Genomic DNA, 25,145 nt, shown 5'->3' on the forward strand with positions numbered 1-25,145 from the left:
GGAGGCTCACCGCCCGCCCCGCGGAAAGCGAGCATCTGGAGGGGAAATCAACCACAGCTCACTACCTGGTAAATAGCAACATAGTATGTGAAAACAGCCTTTCTTTAAATACGATCCAGTTGTTTCAGCCGGAGCATTTTTTTCGACCTTCACCGCTCTTTTTCCGACCGTCACCGTATTTTTTCGACCTTCACCGTACTTTTCCGAACCCCCTTTGGTCAACAAACTGAAAAAAGCCACTATCCAGTGGCCTTTTTACTTCATTCATATTGGGAGAGTGAGTTGCCAGGAAACACCGAACTTATCAGATACCCATCCGAACTTCTTACTGAAGGAATAATCGCCTAATGGCATCAGCACTTCTCCGCCATCAGTTAAACTCGCAAAAATCCTGTCAATTTCCTCTTCCGTATCACATGTAAGGAATATTGAAAACGAAGGTGTAAACGTAAATTGATGCTTAATATTGCTATCGATGCACATAAACTCCTGATCCTTCAAGGTAAAGGCAGCTTGCATGATACTTCCCTCTGCACCTGCTTCATTCGCTCCATACCGAATCATGCTGGTTATTTTCGATCCTTCAATTAAAGATGTGTAATAATTCATGGCTTCTTCTGCATCATTTCCTTGGAACATCAAGAAAGGTGTGACCTTTTTCATTCATCTTCAAACTCCTTTTTCAACATTAATTATTCCCGATATCGGGTTTATGGCGCCCACCAGTTACCTGAAACAACAATCATTGTTTGTAATTTTATCGTATTGGCAAAATAGTCATCATCTTCTTGTTCCTGTATCGTCCTTTTCCATAATCGGTTGATCCATTGCTGATTGGAGGAATCAACCATGGCACTGACCATGAATGGAGCAACAAAGGTTGTACTATTTCCTTCTTCTAAGACTTTTCCGTTTAGAGTATAGCCGGATTGGATATTTTCAGGGTTCCCATCCGTTTCCTCCTTAATCCAATTATTCATCTTCTTTAATTGCGGCAGCGCTCTTTCATCACCAGTAAGTAAGTAATCGAGCGTATAGCGCCAAGGGGTCCTGCTGCTGTTCCAGCTATAATTGCCGTCATTCTCCCCTTCTAAAAAGTCAGCTTGTGCCGGCTGGTATCCTCCCTTGGATTGTACAATGAAGTCCGGCATGAGGCCTGTATTGCCGCTTTTTTCTTTATAAATGGATTGAATGATCTCATAAGCCTTATCCGTTACACCTTTCCATTCATGATTCCCGGTTGCCGCCTCAAAGGACTTCAAATGATTGAGAAGAAAGTCCGATGAACGAGTCGATTGTCCGTATACATCATCTTCATCTTCCGCCCAGTCCCCTAGTTTAATCAGGGACTGCGACCGATTTATCTCATTGGACATGATTGCATCCATGATGTCCTTTGCTCTGGCAAGATAGTTGATTTCCCCTTCACTTCCCCATTGGCGATCAGCCAATAATAACGAATAAGCGATATCCATATCGCCATCTGTTGCTGAATCGGCATCACCTGGCGTATTTATGATTTTGCCCGATTTATCCTTTACTTGCTGCCACGCCATTAATGAAGAATCATTATCACTTTTATGCGCTTTATAAAAACGATAAAGCCCATCGAAGTACTGCCTGTCCTTGCTGCCTGCCATGATTGCCGTTATCATCATCCCATAACCGTGCGCTTCAGAAACGGTCACTGCGTTCTTGGGTTCTGCATATCCTTTATCATTGTAAAAAATATAATATTCATCCTTTTTATCAGCAGGCTGCCTAAGATATTCATCTTTCCAAACTTTGTAAAAATCCGTTACATCATCATCCAGCTCTTCTTGTGATAGATTGTCAGGTTTTATCGTTCCTGATTGATAGACTGTATGCTGTGGAAAGGGCCTTTTACTGTCCAGTTCTTTCTTTGTGGTTTGAGATTCTAATGCAATCCAGGCGATGATTCCAAAAACGATCACGCCCATAGCTATTAATAAACTTGCTCTTTTTTTCATGGTTGGCTCCTTGGATTATGGTGATATGAATTTGAGCGTGAAACATAAACATTTTTATGTACTTCTTTTCCTGCTGCGAATGATTCAATAGCGAGGTACCATTAAAAGATCCTGCCCACTTTTGCTTCCGTGCCCTTCCATATTCTCTTTATATTTTCCCTATGTAAAATGATGACGAATAAGCAAATGAATGAAGAGAGTGCAGTGATGAGCCTGCCTTCAAATAATAGGCTGTAAATCAATATGGAAATGCTCCCCAAAATCGAACTGAGAGATACATATTTTGAAGTCAGCAAACTAATGAAAAAAACGATGCAAGCACTGAATGTACCTAATGGAGCTAAAAATAAAAGCACTCCCGCTGATGTTGCCACGGCCTTGCCCCCTTTAAATCCCGCAAAAACAGGAAAGGCATGCCCAATTATGGCAAGTAAGCCGCATAGTATTGGGGAAACGTTTGAATGCAGCATCATAGGGAGAAAGCAGGCGATGGAACCTTTCAATAAATCAGCAATGGCTACTACCGTCCCCGCTCTTTTGCCCAATACCCTAAAACTATTGGTTGCGCCAAGATTCCCACTCCCATATCCACGAATATCGGTACTATAGAACAATTTGCCGATAACCAGAGCAAATGGGATGGAACCTATTAAGTAACTTGATAGGAGAATGATCATGTTGTGCATAAATTACCTTCTTCTTGGAATCATTGATTATATCTCAAGGATCCTACGATTCTTTTATAACGCCTTCTGAAGCTTCACTCTTTTACAATCCCGATAACAAAACCATCATATCCTTTCATACCAACAGTTTGCAAGACGGTCGAATCGATTCGCGGTTCTTCGGATAGCCTATCTATGAATGTCCGTACACCCATCACACTCGTGTCTTTGCTATCCTGATCGATCACTTTTCCATCTCGGATGACATTATCGACCACGATGACGGTCCCAGGCCGTGAAAGTTCCAATGCCCATTTAAGATACTCGGGATTATTAGGTTTATCAGCATCAATAAAAATTAGGTCGAAGCCGGATAATCCTTTTTCTTTAAGGGTTGGCAAGGTTTTGAGCGCCGCCCCGACCATTATATGGATATTATCGGCCAATCCCGCATTTTTGATATTGGCTTCCGCCACTTTTGCATGCTTAGCCTCATATTCAAGCGTTATCAACCGCCCATCTTCCGGCAAAGCACGCGCGAGCCAAACACTGCTATAACCTCCAAGCGTCCCTATTTCCAATATGTTTTTCGCTCCACTGATTTTTGCTAGTAAATGAAGGAATTTCCCTTGGTTTGGAGATACATCAATGGCAGGCAGCCCTGCTTCTGCATTCGCTTTCAATATCGAATTCATGATCGGATCTTCCGTATGAAGTTTATTACTAAAATATAAATCTACATCATTCCAAATTCCGGACATCTCAATCTTCCCCCTTGGTCAGTTTCATCTTTTTCAATTCCATGAATCCTTCGCCATCCAATGATATATCTATTTGCTGATCAATGACTAACGAAAGCGGAAAGATTTCCGACTCTCTATCCGAAAAGAACCAGCGCCGTTTCCTTGGACCTAAAAGTAAAAATGCTCCTGCTTCATGCTCCCCCATGAAATTCAATCCATCTTCCCTTATTGGTTCACCACTCCTTACTGGTATGCCGAAACTGATCAACTGATTCCCTAAAGCCCTGACTTCATTCGTCGTAATGTTCATTTCACTAATGCACAGGACGTTTTGAGCTGAGAAAGACTCAGCCCCAGATTTGGGTGATACGGAATACCTGGATATGAACTCAACAATGTTGCCTGAAGGGTCTGAAAAATAAAAGGCATGTGCATCTGAATAGCTGAAATAAACTTCGTCCTCATCATCTTCGCTGGTCAATTCCACCTTTGAATTCGCCCATGCTTTTGCCAAAGTGAATAAATCGGTCGGTATGTCCATGGCAAAATGATAAAAAGGCTTTTTTTGGAGATCGTATTTTTACATTTCAAGTACACTGTCCCCAGCCCTAATTTCAAAACCATCATCTGTATGCGATAGTAACTCGAATCCTAACTCATTAACATAAAATTTCCGCATATCATTCAATGCATGACTGTACAAAGTGACCTTATTGATAATCAAAGTCTAATCTCCCTTAAAATTCCCAACCCTCCTAACATATATTGTAAATAAATACAGTATTTATGCAAATATTCTGTACTCTTCATTTACATGGCTATGAGAAAACCCAATTAGGATTACTTTCTTCCCGCTTGCTTTTTCTTCGATTAATTTAATTCCTTCTTCTGCACTACCTTTTATAGAAAAATTCATTTCATAATTGCTTAGTCCATGTTCAGGTAAGTCTGGAACTATGCAATGATAATGATTGAAGTATTCCCATATCCAACTACTCACTCCTCCACCATGTAAAAATAGCATCAGAGAAGCACTCTTATCACCATATTATTGATAATGTAAACCCAAAGGTTTCACCTCTCTTTTTGTAAATGTTATTTTATTGGTAAGTGTTATCTTCATAAAACTTTCAAGGTTAGTACTACGTTCTTAATATGTAATAAGTTTCATTAATTGGACGTAAACAATTCCATTCAAAAAAAGGCCACCAAATTGGTGGTCCCCCGCTTAGAGAGCAGTACATTTGCCTTACGCTCTTCCTGGCAATGCATGCTTTATAGCATAATATGCAATAAGGCGATTACATTCCTTAAAATCATACTCACTTTTCATCTTAAAAAGTTTCACTCTTTAATTTTCAGTCCAAGCATGGCTGCAAAGCCTATTGCTTGGTCCGGGGAAACTTCGCATCCATTTAAATCCTCCAGGGATACGGTAAGCCTTTGAAATGTAGAACTGCTAATATCAATTCCTTTTAGCGGTGTCCGGGAAAAGTTCACTTCATTTAATTTACATGTATCGAACATCACTTTCTTGAATTTACAATCATAATAATCAGCACTTTCCAATGAGCAATGATCGAACTTCACTTGTTTTAATGCGGCATAGCCAAAAGCACTTAAATTACAATTGCAATTCTCAAAGGAGACATTCCCTAAACTGGCATCAGAAAGATTAATGCCTAATAGTTTGGACTCTTTGAATTCCACCCGATGAATCGAGCCACCCATGAAATCGGCATTCGTCAAATCGCAATGGTCAAAAACGACATCCGTCAGCTCAATATTCCTGAATGATACATCGCTGAATATCACATGTTTAAAAACTACCTGTGATAATACGATTTGGTCCATCTTTTCTCTATCGATCGTACAATTGCTTATGATACAGGTATCCAGATATGGCTCATCTTTATAATATATTTCCTGAAAGTTCGCTTGAGTTAAGTCATGGGGGATCTTCGGCTGTTCAATTTTGATTTTGCCTGACATATTATCACCTTTTCACTTTATTCTTAAAATCAACCATTGAGGCATTGTCTAAAATTCCAGCAACATGTAAACAGGATCATTCAAGTAATCACGTTGCTTTGCTACAAACAGAACTGAATGATGTTTGCCATGTGGCATTTACTGTCCGAATTTCAAAAGCCTGTTTAAACAGCATAACAGCTTTTCTAAAATGTGCGGGCATTAATATTTTTTAGAAGAATGGCTATTAATTTTGGTCATTTTGTGTCTCCTTACCAGCTTTCCATATTGCCCAAATAAAAAAGCCGCCCCGTATGGCAGCTCCGCAAAAAAGCATGAAGTGAATTTAGTTATTGATTTCTTTAGGCATCCGGAAATAAGATAGCACAGCACCCATTATGGCCATCATACCGCTTATCAGAAAGAAAGCTTGAAAGATATTCCCTCCCACAGTTGGGGAATTGGATACAATACCACTCGAAATCAGAAAAAGAACGCCAAATCCAGCCAAAAATAGTGCTATTTTTTTACTGCTTCTTTTGAATAGGGCATAACCCGTAAGTATGATTAAGTACGAAAACGTTAGGACCATCAACACCGGAAATAGCGGTTTGAATTTTGCTGCATACACGAAATAGTCCAAATTCGAAATATCTTGATCATCCATCACTTGATCATTCAACATCTGTGAAAAGTGAGTTGAATATTTCCATTCCCAAGGGTTATCCAGAATTTCGCTGCCTTCATACCAGGTACAAAATGAAAAAAGTAAAAGGAGAAATGCAGCGATTATTATTGGGACAAAGTATTTCACTGACAATATCACCACCTATAGACAATCGACCTACATTATACCAATGAATTGGAAATTAATATACAACTAACCATCTTCCTATAATAATTAGAAAACAAGCGACCCGGCAAACTTTCACCAACAGCTAAAATTTAATCAGAAAAGGGAATAAGATATTAAGGGCTAGCAAAAGCTAAACATGGATGTCGTTAGCCTTTATTTTTCAGAAGTGCGGTTGCTTAGCCATTTCCCTTCATCTTACCAATTAACGAAAATACTTAAGGTGCCACCAATTCAACTTTCATCCTATCTGGGTCTTCGAAAAATACAGCATAATGTTCCTTCCCACCGGCGAAGGGGTGCTTGTCGGCATAGAGGATGGTAACTCCTCTGTCCCTTAATTTTCTGGTGATCTCATCAACCTGTTGACGGGAGGTGGCGTGAAAGGCTAAATGATTAAGACCCACTCGTCCCCTATGATAGGGAATGTCAAGAAACCTAGTTTCCGCTTGTACAAAAACAATGTACATGTCATCCAATCTCCAACTCTTCCCGCTTTCCCACTCCTGGAATGGCTCATAATTGATTTCCTCCAAAAACCAGCCCCAAAAATCAACGGTCCTATGTAAATTTGAAACATTCAGCTCAATATGATGTAGAAATCCCTTTGACAACTTTCATCCCCCTTTAATTTGGGCCTTTACTCGTAAGTTTGGTGCTTTTACTCGTGAGTTTTGCGCTTTTACTCGTGAGTTTCGTGCTTTTACTCGTGAATTTCGTGCTTTTACTCGTGAATTTCGTGCTTTTACTCGTGAATTGGGCTTAAATCGTACATGCTTCACATCTTCTCCTATATTCTCCCTCACCTTATCAAAAACCCCCAAAATTAACAATCTGAATCCAATTGGACATAATGAATGATTTCTGTTATTATAGTTACTCAGGGTAATGATTACTCAAGGTAACTATATATTATAAGGAGTGTTTCTGATAAAGACTTACCAAAAATTCTTTCAGCAATTATTGCTGATGTACCGGCCTTTTGAAAATAATCTAAATATACAGCTAAACAAGCATGATTTACACAGGGCGCAATGGTCCATTTTACATTACTTATCCAATTATGGTTCTGCAACGCTTGTAGAGCTTGCCAATTATCAGAGTGTGGAAAAGCCCACAATTACCAGGACCATTACCCGTTTGGAAGAGCTGGGATATGTCGAGCATGTGCCAAGTAAAGATAGACGGGAAAAAAGAATGCGGCTTACTGAGCTTGGCTCAAAGCTCTACAGTGAAGTCCGCGTGACAATCGATCAATACGAACAGGACATCTTGAAGGGGATCACTGAAGAGGAACAACTCGCAGCCATACGCATTATGGGCGAAATAAGAAATAACATTATAAAGTAAGGAGATAATAAAATGGAACAATCCAGACCTAGACTGTGGACGAAGGACTTTGTCATCGTTTCTTCCATCAATTTTTTCATAACGTTAATCTTTTATTTACTGATGGTGACCCTTGCCATCTATGCCGTAAATGAATTGAATGCTTCTACAAGCCAAGCCGGACTCATATCGGGTATTTTCATAATCGGGACATTAATCGGACGTCTGTTCATCGGCCGTTTCATTGATTCAATCGGCCGCAAGAAAACATTATTCATCGGTTTGATCTTTTTCACTTTGACAACACTTCTATATTTTGTGGATCTCGGAATTGGCTTCTTGCTCGTTAACCGCCTGATCCATGGTATGGCGATGGGTATGGCGAGTACTGCGACAGGAACGATCGTCGCCCAGATCATCCCGGCAACACGAAAAGGAGAAGGCATCGGCTACTACAGCATGAGCGCAACACTTGCGACGGCAATCGGCCCTTTCATCGGTCTGTATATGGCTCAACATACAAGCTTCCAAGTGATATTCAGTTTCTGCCTGGCTTTAGGGCTGATCAGCCTGATTACAGCATTCTTCCTTAATGTCCCGGCATTGAAAGTGACGGCAAAAGTGACTGAAAGTAAAGGATTCAAGCTTTCCAATTTCATTGAACCTAAGGCACTGCCCATCTCAATCATTACTCTGTTATTGGCATTCTGTTATTCCAGCGTCCTTTCTTTCATCAGTTTCTATGCCATTGAAATCGACCTGGTCAATACAGCAAGCTTCTTCTTTGTCGTTTACGCAGTAGCCGTATTATTATCACGCCCTTTCTCAGGACCGTTAATGGACCGGAAAGGATCGAACTTCATAATGTATCCAGCCTTTTTGATTTTCGGAGTCGGTTTGCTCCTTCTAAGCATAACAACCAATAGCTTCACTTTACTGGCAGCTGGTTTCCTCATTGGCCTCGGATTCGGTAATATGCAATCAAGCTCGCAGGCGATTGCCGTTAAGCTGACACCGCCCCACCGTATGGGGATGGCAACATCCACCTTCTTTATCATGCTTGATGCAGGACTTGGATTCGGCCCTTATATTCTGGGATTCATCATTCCAGTAACAGGGTACAGCACACTTTATGTCATCCTTGGCGGTGTGGTCATCGCAACTTCCATTCTTTACTACTTCCTGCACGGCAGGAAAGAACGTGCAGCCAGAGCGAACTTGGCTTCCGTTTAATGAAAAAGGGATATCCCATTGGAGGATATCCCTTTTTTCACGATTTTTGTGCCATTTAAAGAATCAAGCCGATTAGAATTCGTCCGTTGTTGGAGGTAATTCGTCCTTCATGATCGATAATTCGACCTTCATCAAAAAAAGCCGCCAATAAAGTTTGTACTTTTGAGACAGCTTCTAGTGATAGTCATCCCTTATTTGACTTCCAAGCTTTCGATATTAAAACCATAATTTTTGCCGTTCTTTTTATTTGTGACTGTTTCACCTTTATATAAAGTCTTTCCAGTCTTATAATCGGTAATTAGAAGTTGGGCAGGCTTGGATGTTAAAACGCCCTCTTGATCCCTTCCGCTGCCTAACAGGAAGTATACACGCCCATTCTTAAAGGCAGCGAAGTCTTGTTCTTTTTTATTAACAGTTAGATCTAGCTCCATGTCATTCGTTATCTTTTGACTGCTTAGATCAAACGTCTTAATGTGATATTTATCGGACTTGGTATCAACTATGTAAAGTTTTTTCCCATCCGCATATCCACCTCTTGCCATGTCCGGGCTAAGCGATTCTTTTTTGGGCAATTTAACCGTTTCTAATTTTTCCGTATCATAATTATAAGATAAAAGCTTGCTTTCCTTTAGTTTTTCCTTAAAGCCATCCTCATGATTTACCCCTTTAATTAACGAAATTAATACCATGTTGTTTGGCTGGGAAGGTGCAATATCAGTTGGCATCTCAAGATCAACTTGATTGGGATCAGTAAAAGTTTCAGATAAAAGGGTTTTATCACTCAAAACTTTCTTATTAGCTAAATCGATCGTATACAGATGAACCTCTATTGTTTGCTTTTCATCGTTTGAATTAACATCATTCATCGTTAAAACCTGCAGTTTTGAATGGACCAACTGCACATCCCTGACAACAACATTCATGATTCTCTCTTGATCGGGAAGTTCAATTTTGAAAGAAGTTTCATCCTCGCCTTTCTTCTCCAGCAAACCGATATCAAACTCCGCTTCCATTTTTCCGTTCTTTGTAAAATCTTCATTCACCGAGGCGTAAGCCAGGAAATCATCGTCTTCATATAAAGAATTAATGGAATCCCTACCACGCATAAATGAACGATGTTCTTTTATCAATCTTTCAATTTGAAAATCTTGTATTCCAGATAAGTTTTCAAAGTAAGACCGTTCGCTGGCATATATGGATTGATTGGATTCAATCGTTAATGGTTCATATCTGGGATTAACTTCGAGTGAACCATGTATTATTACCGGATCAAGCTCTTTATCACTGCCTTCTAGCGTCTTGAAATTATACTTTGGAAGGCCGGAAGCGGAGGAAGCTACTTTGACATAATAGGTCCCGATGCTTAAGATGACAACCATTCCAATAATGATGCTGCATATATAACGTTTCACCTTGTCACTCTCCTTTAATAGTTGTTATACCGTAACGCGATTTTTCAATAACCAGGAACCAAGCCAAATCGATAATCCTGTCAAAATGATTCCTAAGGCGAGCTGCAGACCAAGTATTTCATTAGGGTAAAAATAGAAAGTACCACTCTCCATTACGAAAACAGGAGTTAAAAACACTGCAGCAGAGATCCCGACATACACCAAGCCCAAAATGATTCCTTTTATGCGGAAACTTCTTTCAAACATGATCGCCGTGAATAATATCGACATGATCATAAGACCTATGCCATAGGAAAGCAGGAATTGCGTGAACGAGCTAGGGATTATCAATGACAAAATCGGAATGAATTTCGTAATGCCGTAAGTTGACATTTCATTCAAAAGCGATTCAGGTACGTATGAATTAAATAGGGCATTTTCCATGGGTAAAATGATAATCTGGAAAGCAATCAATCCTAGCACCATCAAGAAGATGGCCGTGGCTTTGGAAAGGTAGATTGATAATCTGGATGTCGGTAACATCAATAGACGATAAATGAACGTATTCTTTCCGAACCAATCACGATACCAAATAAGGAAAATGTAAAAAATCAGGGCAACGGCACTCAGCGCGATCGGTCCTATAAACCAGAGGGTATTGGCGATATCGGTAAAATCAATGCCCAAATATTTGGAAATATAAGCGACTTCCGAAAGTTTTTCATCCGACATGATCTTACTGGCATCATTAAGAAGACTTTTCGTTCCGATGATCACTCCAGCAAATTGCGAAACCAAGGTTATCAACAATAAGGATATATATATTTTACTAAAACGATTGATTTCAAAATTCACTAGCTTTAAATATCGCATCATGCTTGATACACCTCTCTCATTACATCGACTACCGATTTCCCTTCATCCTCACGCATTTCTTCTGTATTGAACTCTTTGAGGACTTTACCGTTATCCAATAAAATGACCTTATCGATTAAATGTTCAATATCGCCGATTTCATGGGTCGTGATGATGACCCCTCTATCTTCAATAAGGTGGCTCGCAAAGACATCGGCAATTTGCTCGCGGCTAAACATATCAATGCCTGAAAACGGTTCATCCATCAATACATAATCCACGTCAAGGGACAGCCCCAGCATCAGGTTTAGCTTAGCTGTGTTCCCTTTAGACAACTCGGAAATGGGGGTCTCTTCTTTCAGTTTAAAAAATCCCAATAATTGATTAGCTCTTTCTGAGTTCCATGACGTATAGAAATCTTTCATGAAAACCATAGCCTGTTTAACGGTCATTTGCGGAAGCATGGTCGGTGCGTCCGGAATGAACGTGATTTTTTCATAACTGTTATGTGTCATTTTTTGATCATCGATCAGGATTTCACCTTTATATGGCGTCAATCCCATAATCGCTTTGAGTGTAGTCGTTTTACCGACACCATTTATCCCGATCAGACAAGTAACTTCGCCTTTATTGGCTGTAAATGAAACACCATCTAAGATTGTCTTCCGTCCATATTTCTTAGAGATTTGTTTTACTTCTATCATTTTTCATCCCCCTCCCTTATTTCTTCCGAATATTTTTCCTTAACCACTTGAAGCAGCTCATCAACTGGCACATTAATCGGACGAATAGCATCAACAAAAGAATCAACAGCTGCAAGAATTAGCTCCTGTCTAACAGCCTGTAAAATCGTTTCATTAGTCGTGATTTGACTTGGAAAATTTCTTTCTGTATGAATCAAGCCCTGTTCCTCCATTTCTTTATACGCTTTTTGTGCTGTATTAGGATTAATATTCAGTGAAGCCGCCAGTTCTCTTCGGGAAGGAATCTCCTGTCCGGCTACGAAATTGCCAATGGCTATTTGTTCTTTAAAATGTCTCACGACTTGCAGATATACCGGTTCCCGGGTATTAACGTTCATAAAACCACCCCCTATTATTTAGGAAAAAATCTAATTTACATGTAGTCACCTGTGTATGTACTAAGTGGTTCATACACCTTATAGATGTACTATACCTGTAATACACCTAAGCTGTCAACAACCAATTCCAAAAAAATGAACACCCCGAATGCGCAGTGCAGCCGGAGCTTCTTTTATTGCTTTAAATTAAAGTTTTTATAATCCTTTTATGGCTCCCGAAAAGGAGTGGATAAAGCTCATTGAAATAGATGATGAAGCAGCCGATCTTTATCTTCAAAAAACTGTTTCATCAACAAATAGTGATTGGACTCCTCTAAAGTCACTTCATTCATACCCTCATCTGATATTTGAAGGATTTTAGCATCTGGATAGGCCATGATGATCGGGGAATGGGTGGAAATGATGAATTGGGAACCTTGTTTAACGAGCTCGTTTATCCTGGCTAACATCGATATTTGCCTTAATGGCGACAAAGCAGCTTCAGGCTCATCGAGGATATACAATCCATCCCCTTGAAATCGTTCTACAAAAGCAGAAAAAAACGATTCCCCATGAGATTGCTGGTGAAGTGATTTCCCACCAAAGGAATCGATGATCTTCCGTCCCGACGATGCCTCCCTGTCCAATTCCTCTATATTTGTCGCTACATTATAAAAGGTTTCCGCCCTAAAGAAAAAATGATCCTTCGGTTTGTACACGCCTTTTTTCAAACGGAGGTATTCGTCCAAATTGGAATGTGAATCATAATTGGAAAAATTGAAATTCAACGTTCCGCCTTCCGGATTGAAGCCATACGCAATCGCAATACCTTCAAGCAAGGTGGACTTCCCCATTCCATTTTCCCCGATAACATAGGTAACACTAGGATGAAAAGCCACTTCTTGAAGGTGCTTGATAACCGGCAGGTCAAGAGGGAAATGGTCATACGAAGATATTCGGTCCCTATTCAGGTAGATGCCCCTTATGTACTGTGAATCATAATCTAGTTTCATTAGTAATCACCTTCTGTAAAATAGATTTTTAGCATTGAAGTTAGCCACCATTTAAATGACCGCCCACTTTGGATGCAATTCAATTAAGCTTCCTGTAATACGTTGGGTTGAATCTTTCACTCCCGATTCCTTTATCAAGGCAGGCAATTCCTTATCCACGTACCGTTGATATGAATATTCATTGTCCCATAATGAGGCGACCAGATATCTCCCGTTTTGCTTTTACCGAATGTACCTGACAAAATGCCATGTGAGTACATCATCCCTTTGTTCCATACTTCTTTTTGCATCTGCTCAAAGTGGGCTTGTTTATTTTTTTCAACATAACAGTCAGTCACTCGAAGTAGTATCCCCTTGCCAAAAAAAGCGGTAATATCTGTAGTTCCTATATTGAATATTTTCTCGAATATATCGACAGAAATTTTTGTATAAGTACTTCTTTGGTCACTCTTCAAGAATAGCATGAAACGTTGATAGGAATGGAGGTCTTTCCATACGGAGAGAATCCCTGCTTCAAGTGGCTCATTTTTATTCCACCCTCCGATTTGACCCATGAAACCAGCACAATGGAGCAACTCTCCCCATCCCTCTTGTGCTGTAGAAAATGCATGCTTGTTTTCCACATTCACTTGGCATTTAATCCACTTCATCAACATGATGATCCCCACGCTTCGCCCATTGTTTCGCTCTTTCATCCACCTTTTTTATAAAATTATTTTTCCCGTTTACATACCCTTTGATATCATCTGGAAATTCTGCTGCCAAGCGCTGTTTCAGCTGACTATACTTTTGTGCTTCATAAGGGTGTGCCAGCATATAATCCCGAAAGGCGAGGTGTCTGGAAATTTCCGCATGCCCTTTTTGAAACATGTGAATATGGTGTGTCCTCTCATCCCCGCCTTTAAGAAAAAACCTTCGTCCAGCGATGCCATTCTCACCCCTAGCATCATAACCTATCCGTTCCATCTCTTTATTAAAATCAGCGACACATTCCACATCTTTAACCACTGCCAAAATATCTATTACTGGCTTGGCATGGATCGCAGGTATGGCCGTGCTGCCAATATGGTATAAATTCATCATTTGATGCCCGAAAATATCCTGTAATCTTTTGCATTCATTTTGAAATAGCTTGGACCATACTTTCTTATGTGAAACGACTTCGACCTTTCTCATGAAAGCCTCCTTTTTTCATACACATTCCCTTTAGTTAATGTTTCTTCCATTTGATGCTGCTTGTAAATTAGGCTTTCATCTGTGAATGGAGCCTGTTCGAAGACATATGCCAGTTTTATCAATAACCCTTCACTAAAAGCGGTGCTGGCGATTGTCACACGAAAAGGGCCGCCGCTTTTCATGAAACCAGCAGGTACCGCAATGGACGGATACCCAGCTTTGGCGCAAATGGTGGAACCTATGTAGGAAGGAAAAAGAACCGCATCAAGGTCATCCTTCTTCAAGGCAAAATCAATGCCCTGTTCCAATATAAATCTTCCAGTTTAGCATTCAAGTATTCTCGGTTTCTTAACGTATTAGGGAGACCTTCTCTATTCTCCAATTTATTTTGCCCATATTTTAATGCTCGTTCCCTTATGCCTTACATTCGTAGCCGAGCATAGCTTTCGTTCGTATTCTAGCTAATAGTGATCCCAATTTCCAACGCTTTCTGGACGGCTTCTTCCTTGTTGCGGACTCCTAGCTTTAAATAGGCCGAGGAGGCGTAGTTTCTGACCGTGCCGTCCGACAAATACAGCTTGGACGCTATCGTCTTGTACCGGAGCCCTTTGGCAACAAGCTGCAATATTTCTATTTCCCTGGTCGTCAGGTCATAGTCGTCTGCGGCTTTCGGTTTCGGTGATTCGATGCTCTCATCGAATTTCTCGAATATTTTATGGGACATCCCCTGATCGATTAGGGTGCCTCCCCGGTGAATGAGCCGAATCGTATTGGCCAGCTCGAGCGTTTCGGTCGATTTCAGCAGGAAGCCGTCCGCACCGTTGCGCAGCAAGTCCAACGCTTGCCCCGAATCCTGGAACGTCGTAAGAATCAACACGCGGATATGCGGCCATTGCTGCTTAATCATTTTGGTTGCCTCGGCTCCGCCCATGCCCGGCATATCCAAATCCATAAGCACTACATGGGGCTGAAGGCGCCCGCACAGGTCGACGGCTTGTTCGCCATCCTTGGCCAAGCCGTCGACGTTCAAATCCTGGTACCTGTCGAGCAACGTCCGCAGACTTTCCCGAATAAACGGCTGGTCGTCGACGACCAACAGGCGAATAAGCCCGTCTGCCATTTCCGCTTGTCGCGGCAAAGTACAGGCGACAAGCGTCCCGTCCCCGGAATTCGTATAGACGGACACTTGACCTTGCAAATTCATCGCCCGCTCCTTCATCGCGTTCATGCCGAAGCCCTCCCGCCACTCTTCCGCCCCTCTTCCGTTATCGTGCACCTCCAGCCTCGTATATTGCTGCTCGAATTGCAGAGAAACGGTGATTTCCGTCGCCTGCCCGTGACGAACAGCATTCGTAAGCGACTCCTGCAAGCAGCGAATGAACGCCATTTTCGCTTGCCGGGACAGTTGGTACTCCTCTCCGAACGCACGAAAGCTTACCTCGACCCGGGCATGCTCCTGAAATTCATCTCCAAGCTTTTGCAGGGACTGGACCAAGGAAAGCGACTGCTGAGGAGACTCCATTTGATGCAAGTATCCCCTCACTTCCTCGATTCTTTTGCGGCCCATCTCAAGCAAGGAATCAAGCCTCTGTATACCCATTTCGTTAGTAAGCTCGGGGCGCAACGTTTCCATTCCCATGATGATGGAAGTATAAGCATGGCCGACTGTATCGTGGAGCTCCCTAGACAACCTGCTTCGTTCTTCTGCCAGCGTAATGCGCTCGATTTGGGACATATATTGTTCAAGCACCGCATTTTGTTTACGGATCTTTTCATTTTGCCGATGATTGACGATCAATAAGTGAAAAGCGAATCCCAACACATAAGCAAGTCCGTAGTAGGTGACCATGACCCAATAGGTGTTGCTTGGCGAAACCGCATGGAAAATTCCGGGCATCACCAAGACCGTTGCCGGAGCCGTCCAATGATAGGAAAGATGATTGCTGTTTGCAGCGATAAGAAACGCCGATACAATAAATGTAGAATAAGCATCCGGAAACAATGAGGTTAAAAATATGCATAGTCCGCCATATAGCAGTATTTCCATGAACAAATAATATTTGTAGTTGAGCAGCAAGCAGACCCAAGGAATGGAGAAGGCGGCAATCTCCCAAAAAATAACGGTCCAAAGCGGCAGCGTTAGACCTTCCTGAAAACTAATCGTCGTCAGGATGAATGAAACGCTAGTAAAAAGGCGGAGCGCCAACATAATCCACTCAAACCAAAACCACTGTTTAACCATATCCAACAAGTCGTCCACCCCCTAAGTAGCCTTCTGTTTTGTATCCTATATTATAGACCTAACCTTCGATAAATGACATATTTTTCTAGTTAACGCTACAGCCCTTACACAAAGTCCGGAAACAAGACCTTTATTGGTTTAGCTTTCTAATCATCATTCGTGTATAACCTCCCAATTTCTTCGCCAAAACATCTGCAAGCTTGAAGCTTATTACAGTAAGCACCACTCCCACAGCCATTATAAGGAGTGATTTCGCAAAAGTATCTACCTCCATAAAAAGGACATGCATATTGATGTATCGATACAATAGTGGTGCAACCAGGAATGCAAGAGGTGCTAAATAGAGAACGGCTGCGCTGACGAGACTGAAAAGCCCGATCACGAACTTCTGCATTAACCAAATGACGGCAGACCAGTTGCGGCGATCCGTAAGCTCTAATTTGGCTTGAGCCCAGACCGTTGCATCCGTTGTTACTATTCTGTCGTAAGGGGCCGTCGTAATATCGGTATAGATTTTCGTCTGTGTGCGCTCGAATTGGATGAACGTTGTAGTAGTTCGCAATACGCGTAAAACTAGTGGAATGCCGACTACCGTAAATGAAAGGCTTAAACTGAACGACAGTGCTACCATGTAAAAACAAAAGTAAAACAAGCCTGTAACGAAAGTTAACAATAAAAAATAACCATTCTGGATGAAACCTGATTTCATAAGGTTCATCACTCCTCTCTGTGTAATATCCGTATCGTATTGCTTCTTCTGTCAACCGCACAAGTGTAAAAATGTCATATGACATTTTCGAAGGGTTCCTTTGCGGTTTGCGAAGTTTATTATGACGCCGATACTTGGTGTTGAAGTATTGGCTGTTCTCTGCTTATTGGCATTTTATTTGGCGAAAAATATTTAGAGCCGCAAGCCCGCGAACGCCCCAACGGCTCAATTGGTTTCAGGTGTCCAAGCTGTACTCCCAAACCGACAGCAATCTAAAAACCTGACGATTATTCCTGTTCCGAAAAACGAGATAAGCTTACGAAATAATCCAATATAGGATGATCTCCAAATGACAAAAAAAACAAGCTAACATTATTTTTAAAAATGACGTTAGCTTGCGATGCAGCATATGGGAATCACTCTGAGATTTGGAAAGGAGAATCCGGTCTGATTAGCGCTATTATTATCTTTATTGCTGACTCATTGTGTCCCGAACAACCAAGCTCGCAAAGCATGGAGTTGGCTTGAAACGACATATGGCTTTACTTTATGCGCTGTAACCAGTGTGCGCGGTCGTATTTCTCAATGGAAGAGCGGTGAGTTAAGTGGGGTATCTTTCAGAAGGATTTTAAAGTTTGAAATAAAGTTAAATTAAACATTGATTCAATCATAAAAGAATCCCACGCATTCTGAAAAAAGATTAATCAGAATGCGTGGGATTAACTATATTCGTATTTCTTGGTTTCACATTAAACTCATGACATTCCAATGTTTTAGCGATCTTGGTTACCTTTGCGGGCTAATCCATAATCTTCATGAGACTTTGCTTTTCTTTTTTTTCATGAATCCACGAATGATCATTCCGGCAATAATGAGAACCGCCACCACTGCGATTGGCTGGATATATGGCTTGGCCATCTCGTTAACCTGTCCCCAATTGCTTCCTAACTTCATCCCGAGGAATACAAAAAGTATAGACCACGGAAGTACAGCTAGTAGCGTATAATTCGTGAATTTCAATAAGGGCATCTTAGAAATCCCTGCTGGAATCGAAATAGCATGTCTGACAACCGGTATGAACCTAGCCGTAAAAATCACGCTTGGCCCATAGTTAGTAAACCAAGATTCCGCTAGTTCGATATGTTTTTTGTGAATGAATATATACTTTCCATATCGTTCTAAAAATGGTCTTCCACCATAATATCCGATTAAATAAACAAATATTTGGGCGATAGTTCCTCCAATCGTTCCAGCAATAACCGCCCCAACAAAACTGATGCTACCTTGGGAAACTAAAAAGCCACCATAGGATAATACAATCTCACTTGGAATAATTTCAATCATGAGACCAAGGGTAATTCCTAGGTACCCATAATCCATGAGTGTAAGTAAAATAGTTTGGATAAAGTCGTTCATAATTCAACTTCTCTCTTTCATTTTCGCTTTTCTCAAAACGGATCACAAATGTTGTTATTAACTCCACTTGTTAATGGGCCACTGGCGACACGGATAATAGAATGACCCTTAGCTATAAATAACTTTTGACTGATTTGTGAGATAGGATGGCTTATTGACTTGTTTAAGGTTAAGAATCGATTTCATAATGCCCACCATTTCCTCAGGGTTTTCCCATTCCATTTCCTTTTGATAGGTTTCGATGGATTTATCCCATTGATCCATTTTTTTATGGTCCTTTAATATATTAAGCATTTGTTTTTCAAATGATAATTTGCGATTGATTTCAAATACAAGGTTATTGTCTTTTAAATACTGTAGATTTATTTCCTCCTGTCCCGGGAGCATCGAATGGACAAAAATCGGAAGCCTTTTTCGAAGTGCTTCACTAATGGTGACACCACCTGGTTTCGAAACGATTACATCCACTTCTTCATAAAGTTCGTTCATTTCCGATCTTGATGAAATATACGGTAATGGTTTAATATGAGCTAAATTCCATGTTTTGATCTCATCAAATAGCTTTTTGTTGTTGCCACAAAGTACAAAATAATCAAAGTTGGTTGATTTCTTCAACTCACCAGCTAAATTCAATATCCCGCCCAGGCCACTATTTCCTCCCGAGATTAAAACTTTGGGCCGATCAGTGTTTTTTAAACCACTAGCCTTCTTAGTGATTTCCTCATGCACAGGAATACCAGTCACCATTATACTATGTTTCGGTATTTGATTCTTGCTTAATAGCTTTTCTTTCAATTCTTGACTTGGAATAAAGTGAAAATCAATCCCCTTGCTTCCCCAGACATTATTAATAAAGAAATCCGTATACACGTTGATAATTGGGACACTGCATTTCCCTTTTAATTTTAACTGGCTTAAGAGTTGGGAAGGAAATCCGTGTGTACACACAATTAAGTCAGGATTTTCCTCATCTATCAATTGTTCCATTTTCTTCAAGAATATATGTTGACACCATTTAAATGGACGTTCCTTTTTCGAGTTAACGTAAAAAAGGTTTTTGTAGGCGAGATTATAGGTTTCAGGTGCATAACGAATCCATTTCAAATATCCCGTCGTTATCATTTTTTCTAAAGAATTATTCGTATAACTTAGCAAATCCACTTTTTTCAAAATGACTCCGTTTGTATGTTTATTTAACAAATCCATTAAGGCCTCTGCAACTTGATGATGTCCCGACTGCATGCGGAAGAGAGGTAAAAACAAAACCTTCTTCATATATGTCATCCCCTATAGAAATCATTCTTTTAATCGATGGATACGTACTAAGAAAAAAGTCCATTTGTATGTTCAAGATCTTTTTTCCCCTTACAATATATCACTGATTTTGTTAAAACCTTTCTTTTTAATCAATTTTTAATGATATGTTCATGGTATCATAAGCCCTAGTCCCTAAACTTAATAGCCCGATTAGGAACCAATTATAGTATATTGGTTAATCCAATCGGGACGGTAATTTATTCTTTTTTTTCCTCTTCATATAATTGATAAAAGTATATATCAGTAAAAAGACTAAGAATACGACACCTAAAAGTGGAACATATTCCGGATTTATATGAAAGGCATTACCTATATAATACCCTGCGACTATAAGAGGGACAGTCCAGAGAAACGTGCCTAACATGGAAAAGAGAATAAATTTGAACAGGGGAATGTTATTGATTCCTGCGAAATACGGACTGATTTGTCTTATTCCAGGTAAATAAAATCCAAACACGATCGTTTTTTTGGTATTATTCATATACTTTTTCTGTACTTTCTCCCAGCGATCATTGGTAATGCCCACGTATTTCCCATATTTTTTTATAAATGGATACCCAACGTATTTCCCACATACATAAGCGGTAAGCATCCCTATGAAGGCTCCGAGAAATGCACTGAGCACGGCTAAACCAAATGAGAGCTTATTTTGCCCAATCAGGACTCCGATTAGAAATAGAAGAGATTCTTCTGGAGCGGGAATCCCCACAATGCCCATGAATAAAAAAAGAAATATGATAAGATATCCATATAAGTCAATAAAATGCAGGATACTATCTATGTTCATAAAGTCCCCTCGAATCAGTTATAAGTCTTTTAATGTAATAAATTGTGTTCCCTTTTTTATGGTTTCCTCTAGGTAAATTTCCAATACTTCAATCATATATCGCGGTGCTTCTTTATCCGCCCCTAAGGTTTCCCCACAGTCATGGAGCAGGAGAATCGAATTTTCTGTTGAGGTTGTCCGCAATTGATTAAGCAGGTCATTCCTGCAAGTTTCCACTTTCCAATCTCCGAAAATGTCTGACCACATGATCACTTTATATTTCTTGCTGGCTATTTTCGTAAAAATATTAAAATGGCCCCATGGAGGCCTATAAAAAGTGACTTTTTCATGCGTACATTCCATTATCGCCTTTTCCGTCATACTCAACTGTTTCGATAACTGAAAGGGCGAGAGGATCCAGCTTGAAATATGATCAAAATGATGGATTCCAATTGTATGTCCCTCTTCATGCATTCGTTTAATGATATCAGGGTTATTTTTCACTTTACTGCCCACAACAAAAAACGAACCCTTTATCTCGTACTTTTTTAAAAGATCAAGTAATTGTGTAGTATATTCAGGGTTAGGGCCATCATCAAAAGTAAGGGCTATCCCATTATTCCTCTTGTTTTTTTTGGTAATTCCCAGTCTGCATACACGAATAATTACAGTAGGGAAAATCGAATAAATTAGAAATAACAATACTATGATACTCAGACTAATTATCCCTATATGTGTCACTCACAGAACACCTCATTCTTGTATTTAGCAGCAAATTACCTTTTCGGTAAGGATAATACCACCTCTGTTCCTATTCCGTCGATACTGGCCACTTTAATTTCCCCATTATGTTGATTCATTATGTTTTTGGCTATCGATAAACCTAGCCCTGTTCCGCCTGTCTCCCGGCTTCTAGCCTTATCCACCCGGTAAAAGCGTTCGAAGATATTTTCCATTTCATGCTCAGGAATACCAATCCCATAATCTTTTACCCGAATGACCGTAGAATATGACTGATCCTCTACATACACATCAATTTTGTCTGTACTATATTTGATTGCGTTATCTAAAAGGATAATAATCACCTGTTTTATCTTCAATTCATCTGCTGTAATCATAATGGTATCTTCTTGATAATGAAAATTTATTTCTCGCCCATAGACCTCTTTGAATTGTTTAAACACGTTCGCGCATAAAGTTATTATATTCACTGATTTAATATCTAAAGAATTTTCCATTTCCGTATCGGCTAATTCCAGCAGCCTTTCCGTCATTTTCTGTATTCGGGTTGCCTCTGAATGAATTACATTTATAACATCCAATGCCTTTTCTTCGCTTTTTATCCGGCGGCGGCGCAAGAGATCGGCATAACTCTTTATTATCGTTAGCGGAGTCTTTATTTCATGTGAAGCATCTGAAATGAATTGCTTCTGTTTTTCCAAATTCACATCCAACCTGTTCATCATCCGATTGAAAGTAACAGCCATTTTTTGCAGTTCATCTTTTGTTTCCTGTTGGATGATGATTTTTTTCGGAATACCGCTTTGTTCAATATCCTCCATCGTATTAATCATATTGGAAATTGGTCTCATAATTACACTCGATAACCACCTGCCGCCTAGCAGCGATAGCCCCGCCCCTAATAGGGTACAAAATGTGAGAATGGAAAGTAATACATCCTTCCCTAATTCCAGACCTAGTAATCTATCTCCAATTTCTAAAGTTCCAACAACTTTACCTTTGGATTGGATAGGAACCCTAACGATTAATATTTGTTCTTCTTTATGCTCTTGTTTAATTGTGCTTCTATGCGATTCTTGTTTAGTAGAAAATTCCCCTTTAAATTTCGTAAGCAAATAATGGTCGCTGGACACTTCGCTACTGATTTTAGAATCAGGTTGAACAATCCTTATAAATGAATGATTCGTCAAATATGTGGTTAATTTTTTGTTTAATTCATGGGGCGTATCATCCATATGTATTTCAGCAATGACATTTTGCGCTTTATGAATTAATATATCCTCTTCCATATTTACAGTAATCTTCATAAACGAAAAAAATACAACAGCATTGACTGCAACCAACACACAGAGTATCCAAGCCGTAGTAATCAGGTTAATTTTTGTTGTAATTTTCATTACTTATTTCTCCCTTACAGTATAACCAATTCCTCTTACCGTCTGAATGATTGTCGGGTCAGAAAAACCTTCTTCCGTTTTCTTTCTTAAATGGCGGATATACACATCGATTACATTTGTCTCCCCTTCATACTCATAACCCCATACATTCATCAGGATATTCTCCCGCGTCACGATTTTGTTTTTATTGGATAGTAAATAAATGAGTAAATCAAATTCCTTTGGGGTTAACGCTATGGAAGAATCCCCCCTCTTAACCTCTCTAGTATCAAGATTAATGAATAAATCTTTTATTGATAAGATCGTTTCCTCTTCTCTCAAAGCATTGGCAGTTATTGAATTATGACGTATAGCTGAACGTATTCTTGCCAATAACTCATCGATTTCAAAGGGCTTCGTTATATAGTCATTGGCCCCTTGATCTAGTCCTGCTACCTTATCCATTGTAATATTGCGAGCTGTTAAGAGGATGATTGGCAGTAATGAGTTCTCATTTCGGATCCTTCTTAAAACTTCAATGCCATTCAGCTCAGGTAACATAACATCTAAAAGTACTAAATCTAATTTTTCTTGTAATGCAGCTTCCAACCCCGACTTGCCGGTATGGGCAAGAAGCACTTCATACCCCTCATATTCGAGTTCTATCTTTAATATCGTCGCTATCTGGATTTCATCTTCTACAACCAGAATACGCTGTTTCATTTAAAACCCTCCTACTTGAGTAGTATATGGCAAGGAGTTCACACCCTCATGTATTGTTTATCGAATTTAGCCAGGAATATTACTTGCATCTTAAACACGAAAAAATTGTCCTCCGCTAAATAATTCAATCCCCTTTATATTTGCTCCAAAGTCCTGTATTTTAATCGTTTCCAATTATTCTTGAAACGCTCTTCCTTCAATTTAGCATTATTTTGCTTTTTATTTCGCTTTTTAATTGATTTTTAATTCTTTTTTCAAGTTGCGTTAAGGTTGAATTGCTATATAGTCTCTAGGGAACAGCAGAACTTGCCAATGAGGTTCAAACAAGAAAAGATCAGGAGGATTCAATAATGAATGATGCAAAAGGTCCCTCCATCGGGCGTCAGATGTTGAACAAGGTTCCTGAAGTCATCATTGGAGACGGCTGCAGACTTCCTGAACGAAAATCTGAACTTGGGCTTGACCAACACTACCTTAATAATGAGTGTTCTTTTGATCATAACTCTTTTCTTTCAATTCAAAGCGAGTAAGTATGTGCCAAGGGTTTACTTGATTAGCGTTGTAGGCACGCTAATTACCGACAATCTGTGGACAATCTGTGGACAATCTCGGGGGCAGTCTGGTGACGACAACTATCATCTTCACAATCGCAATGCTTACGACGTTTGCAGCTTCGTATGCGAGTGAGAAGACGCTGTCCATTCACACTATCTACACATCTAAATGAGAAGCGTTCTACTGGGTGGCCATCTTGTTCACTTTCGCCTTGGGTACAGCGGCTGGTGACCTCATAGCAGAAGGTCTCGATATCGGCTAATGGAGGTCTGCACTGTGTTTTTCACCAAAGCACATTTGTGTGACATGTCCGTTTTTGTCAAAGTGTACCGAAAGTAAAGACCATCAAAAAGTAGTGACACGTCATATTTGGCAAGATTATATGGAAGAAGCGGACGTACCTCAACAAAACCAGGTTCAAGATGCTACACAACAGAACAAAGAGCCTTCTTTCAGCGCACCAAAGTATCATATGACGGGCAGTTGGACAAATGATGAATTTTTATAATGATCAATGGCAGCAGCGACATTAAAGGTGCTGACAAGTATATACTGCAAAAAATCCCGAAAAAGGGAATAGAGAAAGTCATAAAGCATTTGCAGTTAACCGAATCTACCGGAAATAAGGTAACTGCTATAATCTATAGTGAAGATTCAAATAAGACTTCATTTCTATCGTTAGAAATGAACAAAGAAAAAACTGAAATAACGATAACTATGCAGAATGAAAAACTCGTAACTTACAAAAAAACAGATCTTATTCCAAGCGAATTTAATCCTGAATATGTATGGGGCACTTAAAACCAAAGATAAATGCCCCCCCCCCCCGAGAACATAGTGAGGATGCCAAAAAAATATAATAAAAATTAAACTCTAAGGCACCTATATTAGGGCTTTTTCTAACCTCTGAAATCAGTTAAAAAATGGCTGTTTTCACATACTATGTTGCTATTTACCAGGTAGTGAGTTGTGGTTGATTTCCCCTCCAGATGCTCGCTTTCCGCGGGGCGGGCGGTGAGC

At 40.0% G+C, this 25,145-nt stretch carries 29 protein-coding genes and 2 pseudogenes; 5 read left to right on the forward strand and 26 right to left on the reverse strand.

Going from position 1 to position 25,145, the window contains the following annotated elements; genetic code table 11:
- Positions 1-264: 264 nt before the first annotated feature.
- The 10 genes from ACFX4L_RS21860 to ACFX4L_RS21905 all read right to left on the reverse strand — a co-directional run bounded on the left by ACFX4L_RS21860 (position 265) and on the right by ACFX4L_RS21905 (position 6,837).
- On the reverse strand, positions 265-663 hold the full coding sequence (locus ACFX4L_RS21860) for a VOC family protein (protein ID WP_377386039.1): 399 nt from the start codon (positions 661-663) through the stop codon (positions 265-267).
- Positions 664-710: 47 nt separating this feature from the next.
- The gene (locus ACFX4L_RS21865; protein WP_377406172.1) at positions 711-1,991 is read right to left on the reverse strand and encodes a family 8 glycosyl hydrolase; all 1,281 of its coding nucleotides are present in this window, start codon (positions 1,989-1,991) and stop codon (positions 711-713) included.
- 101 nt (positions 1,992-2,092) lie between these two features.
- Positions 2,093-2,677, reverse strand: a complete 585-nt coding sequence (gene plsY, locus ACFX4L_RS21870) for a glycerol-3-phosphate 1-O-acyltransferase PlsY (RefSeq protein ID WP_377406174.1) — start codon at positions 2,675-2,677, stop codon at positions 2,093-2,095.
- 74 nt (positions 2,678-2,751) lie between these two features.
- Positions 2,752-3,417, reverse strand: coding sequence for an O-methyltransferase (locus tag ACFX4L_RS21875; RefSeq protein WP_377406176.1), 666 nt, complete (start codon positions 3,415-3,417; stop codon positions 2,752-2,754).
- A 1-nt stretch (position 3,418) separates the two neighbouring features.
- Positions 3,419-3,886 (reverse strand): hypothetical protein, encoded by a 468-nt coding sequence (locus tag ACFX4L_RS21880; RefSeq protein WP_377386030.1) that lies wholly within the window; start codon positions 3,884-3,886, stop codon positions 3,419-3,421.
- Positions 3,887-3,979: 93 nt separating this feature from the next.
- Entirely contained in the window at positions 3,980-4,123 is a 144-nt protein-coding gene (locus ACFX4L_RS21885) for a hypothetical protein (RefSeq protein WP_284469490.1), read from the reverse strand.
- Positions 4,124-4,183: 60 nt separating this feature from the next.
- A complete protein-coding gene (locus tag ACFX4L_RS21890; RefSeq protein ID WP_377386027.1) occupies positions 4,184-4,423 on the reverse strand; it encodes an alpha/beta fold hydrolase in 240 nt (79 codons plus the stop codon).
- A gap of 320 nt (positions 4,424-4,743) precedes the next feature.
- Positions 4,744-5,391, reverse strand: coding sequence for a pentapeptide repeat-containing protein (locus ACFX4L_RS21895; protein ID WP_061465229.1), 648 nt, complete (start codon positions 5,389-5,391; stop codon positions 4,744-4,746).
- A 325-nt stretch (positions 5,392-5,716) separates the two neighbouring features.
- Positions 5,717-6,184 carry a YjdJ family protein gene (locus ACFX4L_RS21900; protein WP_377406194.1) on the reverse strand — a complete coding sequence of 156 codons (468 nt, stop codon included), beginning with the start codon at positions 6,182-6,184 and terminating at the stop codon, positions 5,717-5,719.
- A gap of 257 nt (positions 6,185-6,441) precedes the next feature.
- Positions 6,442-6,837, reverse strand: a complete 396-nt coding sequence (locus ACFX4L_RS21905) for a VOC family protein (RefSeq protein WP_284469487.1) — start codon at positions 6,835-6,837, stop codon at positions 6,442-6,444.
- Between the two features lie 316 nt (positions 6,838-7,153).
- On the opposite strand from ACFX4L_RS21905, the gene ACFX4L_RS21910 reads away from it, so the two are divergent.
- Both ACFX4L_RS21910 and ACFX4L_RS21915 read left to right on the forward strand, forming a co-directional pair.
- Positions 7,154-7,573 carry a MarR family winged helix-turn-helix transcriptional regulator gene (locus ACFX4L_RS21910; RefSeq protein WP_377386057.1) on the forward strand — a complete coding sequence of 140 codons (420 nt, stop codon included), beginning with the start codon at positions 7,154-7,156 and terminating at the stop codon, positions 7,571-7,573.
- Positions 7,574-7,585: 12 nt separating this feature from the next.
- Positions 7,586-8,785 carry an MFS transporter gene (locus tag ACFX4L_RS21915; protein ID WP_377406178.1) on the forward strand — a complete coding sequence of 400 codons (1,200 nt, stop codon included), beginning with the start codon at positions 7,586-7,588 and terminating at the stop codon, positions 8,783-8,785.
- Positions 8,786-8,976: 191 nt separating this feature from the next.
- Here the strand turns inward: ACFX4L_RS21915 and ACFX4L_RS21920 are convergent, their stop codons facing one another.
- The 16 genes and pseudogenes from ACFX4L_RS21920 to ACFX4L_RS21995 form a co-directional block, all read right to left on the reverse strand.
- A complete protein-coding gene (locus ACFX4L_RS21920) occupies positions 8,977-10,197 on the reverse strand; it encodes a hypothetical protein (RefSeq protein ID WP_377406180.1) in 1,221 nt (406 codons plus the stop codon).
- 24 nt (positions 10,198-10,221) lie between these two features.
- A complete protein-coding gene (locus ACFX4L_RS21925) occupies positions 10,222-11,052 on the reverse strand; it encodes a hypothetical protein (protein ID WP_377406182.1) in 831 nt (276 codons plus the stop codon).
- Entirely contained in the window at positions 11,049-11,735 is a 687-nt protein-coding gene (locus ACFX4L_RS21930; protein WP_061465241.1) for an ABC transporter ATP-binding protein, read from the reverse strand. The genes ACFX4L_RS21925 and ACFX4L_RS21930 overlap by 4 nt, the downstream gene beginning before the upstream one ends.
- Complete coding sequence (locus ACFX4L_RS21935; protein WP_061465243.1) at positions 11,732-12,112, reverse strand: GntR family transcriptional regulator; 381 nt, start codon at positions 12,110-12,112, stop codon at positions 11,732-11,734. Before ACFX4L_RS21935 ends, ACFX4L_RS21930 begins: the two co-directional genes overlap by 4 nt.
- Positions 12,113-12,348: 236 nt before the next feature.
- Complete coding sequence (locus ACFX4L_RS21940) at positions 12,349-13,104, reverse strand: AAA family ATPase (protein WP_155727444.1); 756 nt, start codon at positions 13,102-13,104, stop codon at positions 12,349-12,351.
- Between the two features lie 134 nt (positions 13,105-13,238).
- Entirely contained in the window at positions 13,239-13,754 is a 516-nt protein-coding gene (locus tag ACFX4L_RS21945) for a DUF4937 domain-containing protein (RefSeq protein ID WP_377406184.1), read from the reverse strand.
- Positions 13,741-14,280 carry a GrpB family protein gene (locus ACFX4L_RS21950; protein WP_377386007.1) on the reverse strand — a complete coding sequence of 180 codons (540 nt, stop codon included), beginning with the start codon at positions 14,278-14,280 and terminating at the stop codon, positions 13,741-13,743. The genes ACFX4L_RS21945 and ACFX4L_RS21950 overlap by 14 nt, the downstream gene beginning before the upstream one ends.
- Positions 14,277-14,698, reverse strand: a pseudogene (locus ACFX4L_RS21955) (hypothetical protein); the annotation flags it as partial. The gene ACFX4L_RS21950 and the pseudogene ACFX4L_RS21955, both read right to left, overlap by 4 nt.
- A 39-nt stretch (positions 14,699-14,737) precedes the next feature.
- Positions 14,738-16,531 (reverse strand): response regulator, encoded by a 1,794-nt coding sequence (locus ACFX4L_RS21960; protein WP_377406186.1) that lies wholly within the window; start codon positions 16,529-16,531, stop codon positions 14,738-14,740.
- A 121-nt stretch (positions 16,532-16,652) separates the two neighbouring features.
- Positions 16,653-17,231, reverse strand: coding sequence for a sensor domain-containing protein (locus ACFX4L_RS21965; protein WP_377386001.1), 579 nt, complete (start codon positions 17,229-17,231; stop codon positions 16,653-16,655).
- 813 nt (positions 17,232-18,044) lie between these two features.
- Positions 18,045-18,650: an undecaprenyl phosphate transporter UptA gene (gene uptA / locus ACFX4L_RS21970; protein WP_377386054.1), complete on the reverse strand. Its 606-nt coding sequence runs from the start codon at positions 18,648-18,650 to the stop codon at positions 18,045-18,047.
- 105 nt (positions 18,651-18,755) lie between these two features.
- Positions 18,756-19,922 carry an MGDG synthase family glycosyltransferase gene (locus ACFX4L_RS21975; protein WP_377385998.1) on the reverse strand — a complete coding sequence of 389 codons (1,167 nt, stop codon included), beginning with the start codon at positions 19,920-19,922 and terminating at the stop codon, positions 18,756-18,758.
- Between the two features lie 217 nt (positions 19,923-20,139).
- Positions 20,140-20,751, reverse strand: coding sequence for a DedA family protein (locus ACFX4L_RS21980; RefSeq protein WP_377406188.1), 612 nt, complete (start codon positions 20,749-20,751; stop codon positions 20,140-20,142).
- A gap of 18 nt (positions 20,752-20,769) precedes the next feature.
- The gene (locus ACFX4L_RS21985) at positions 20,770-21,471 is read right to left on the reverse strand and encodes a polysaccharide deacetylase family protein (protein WP_260398881.1); all 702 of its coding nucleotides are present in this window, start codon (positions 21,469-21,471) and stop codon (positions 20,770-20,772) included.
- Positions 21,472-21,506: 35 nt separating this feature from the next.
- Positions 21,507-22,868, reverse strand: coding sequence for an ATP-binding protein (locus tag ACFX4L_RS21990; RefSeq protein WP_377385994.1), 1,362 nt, complete (start codon positions 22,866-22,868; stop codon positions 21,507-21,509).
- 3 nt (positions 22,869-22,871) lie between these two features.
- Entirely contained in the window at positions 22,872-23,570 is a 699-nt protein-coding gene (locus tag ACFX4L_RS21995) for a response regulator transcription factor (RefSeq protein ID WP_089362718.1), read from the reverse strand.
- Positions 23,571-23,920: 350 nt separating this feature from the next.
- Between ACFX4L_RS21995 and ACFX4L_RS22000 the strand changes: the two are divergent.
- The 3 genes and pseudogenes from ACFX4L_RS22000 to ACFX4L_RS22010 form a co-directional block, all read left to right on the forward strand.
- Positions 23,921-24,384 (forward strand): annotated as a pseudogene (locus ACFX4L_RS22000) (COG4705 family protein); the annotation flags it as partial.
- 42 nt (positions 24,385-24,426) lie between these two features.
- Positions 24,427-24,633 carry a hypothetical protein gene (locus tag ACFX4L_RS22005; RefSeq protein WP_377406190.1) on the forward strand — a complete coding sequence of 69 codons (207 nt, stop codon included), beginning with the start codon at positions 24,427-24,429 and terminating at the stop codon, positions 24,631-24,633.
- Positions 24,633-24,926: a hypothetical protein gene (locus tag ACFX4L_RS22010; RefSeq protein WP_377406192.1), complete on the forward strand. Its 294-nt coding sequence runs from the start codon at positions 24,633-24,635 to the stop codon at positions 24,924-24,926. The genes ACFX4L_RS22005 and ACFX4L_RS22010 overlap by 1 nt, the downstream gene beginning before the upstream one ends.
- Positions 24,927-25,145 lie beyond the last annotated feature (219 nt).

Source organism: Peribacillus sp. YIM B13482 (assembly GCF_042787975.1).
Taxonomy (GTDB): domain Bacteria; phylum Bacillota; class Bacilli; order Bacillales; family DSM-1321; genus Peribacillus; species Peribacillus simplex_A.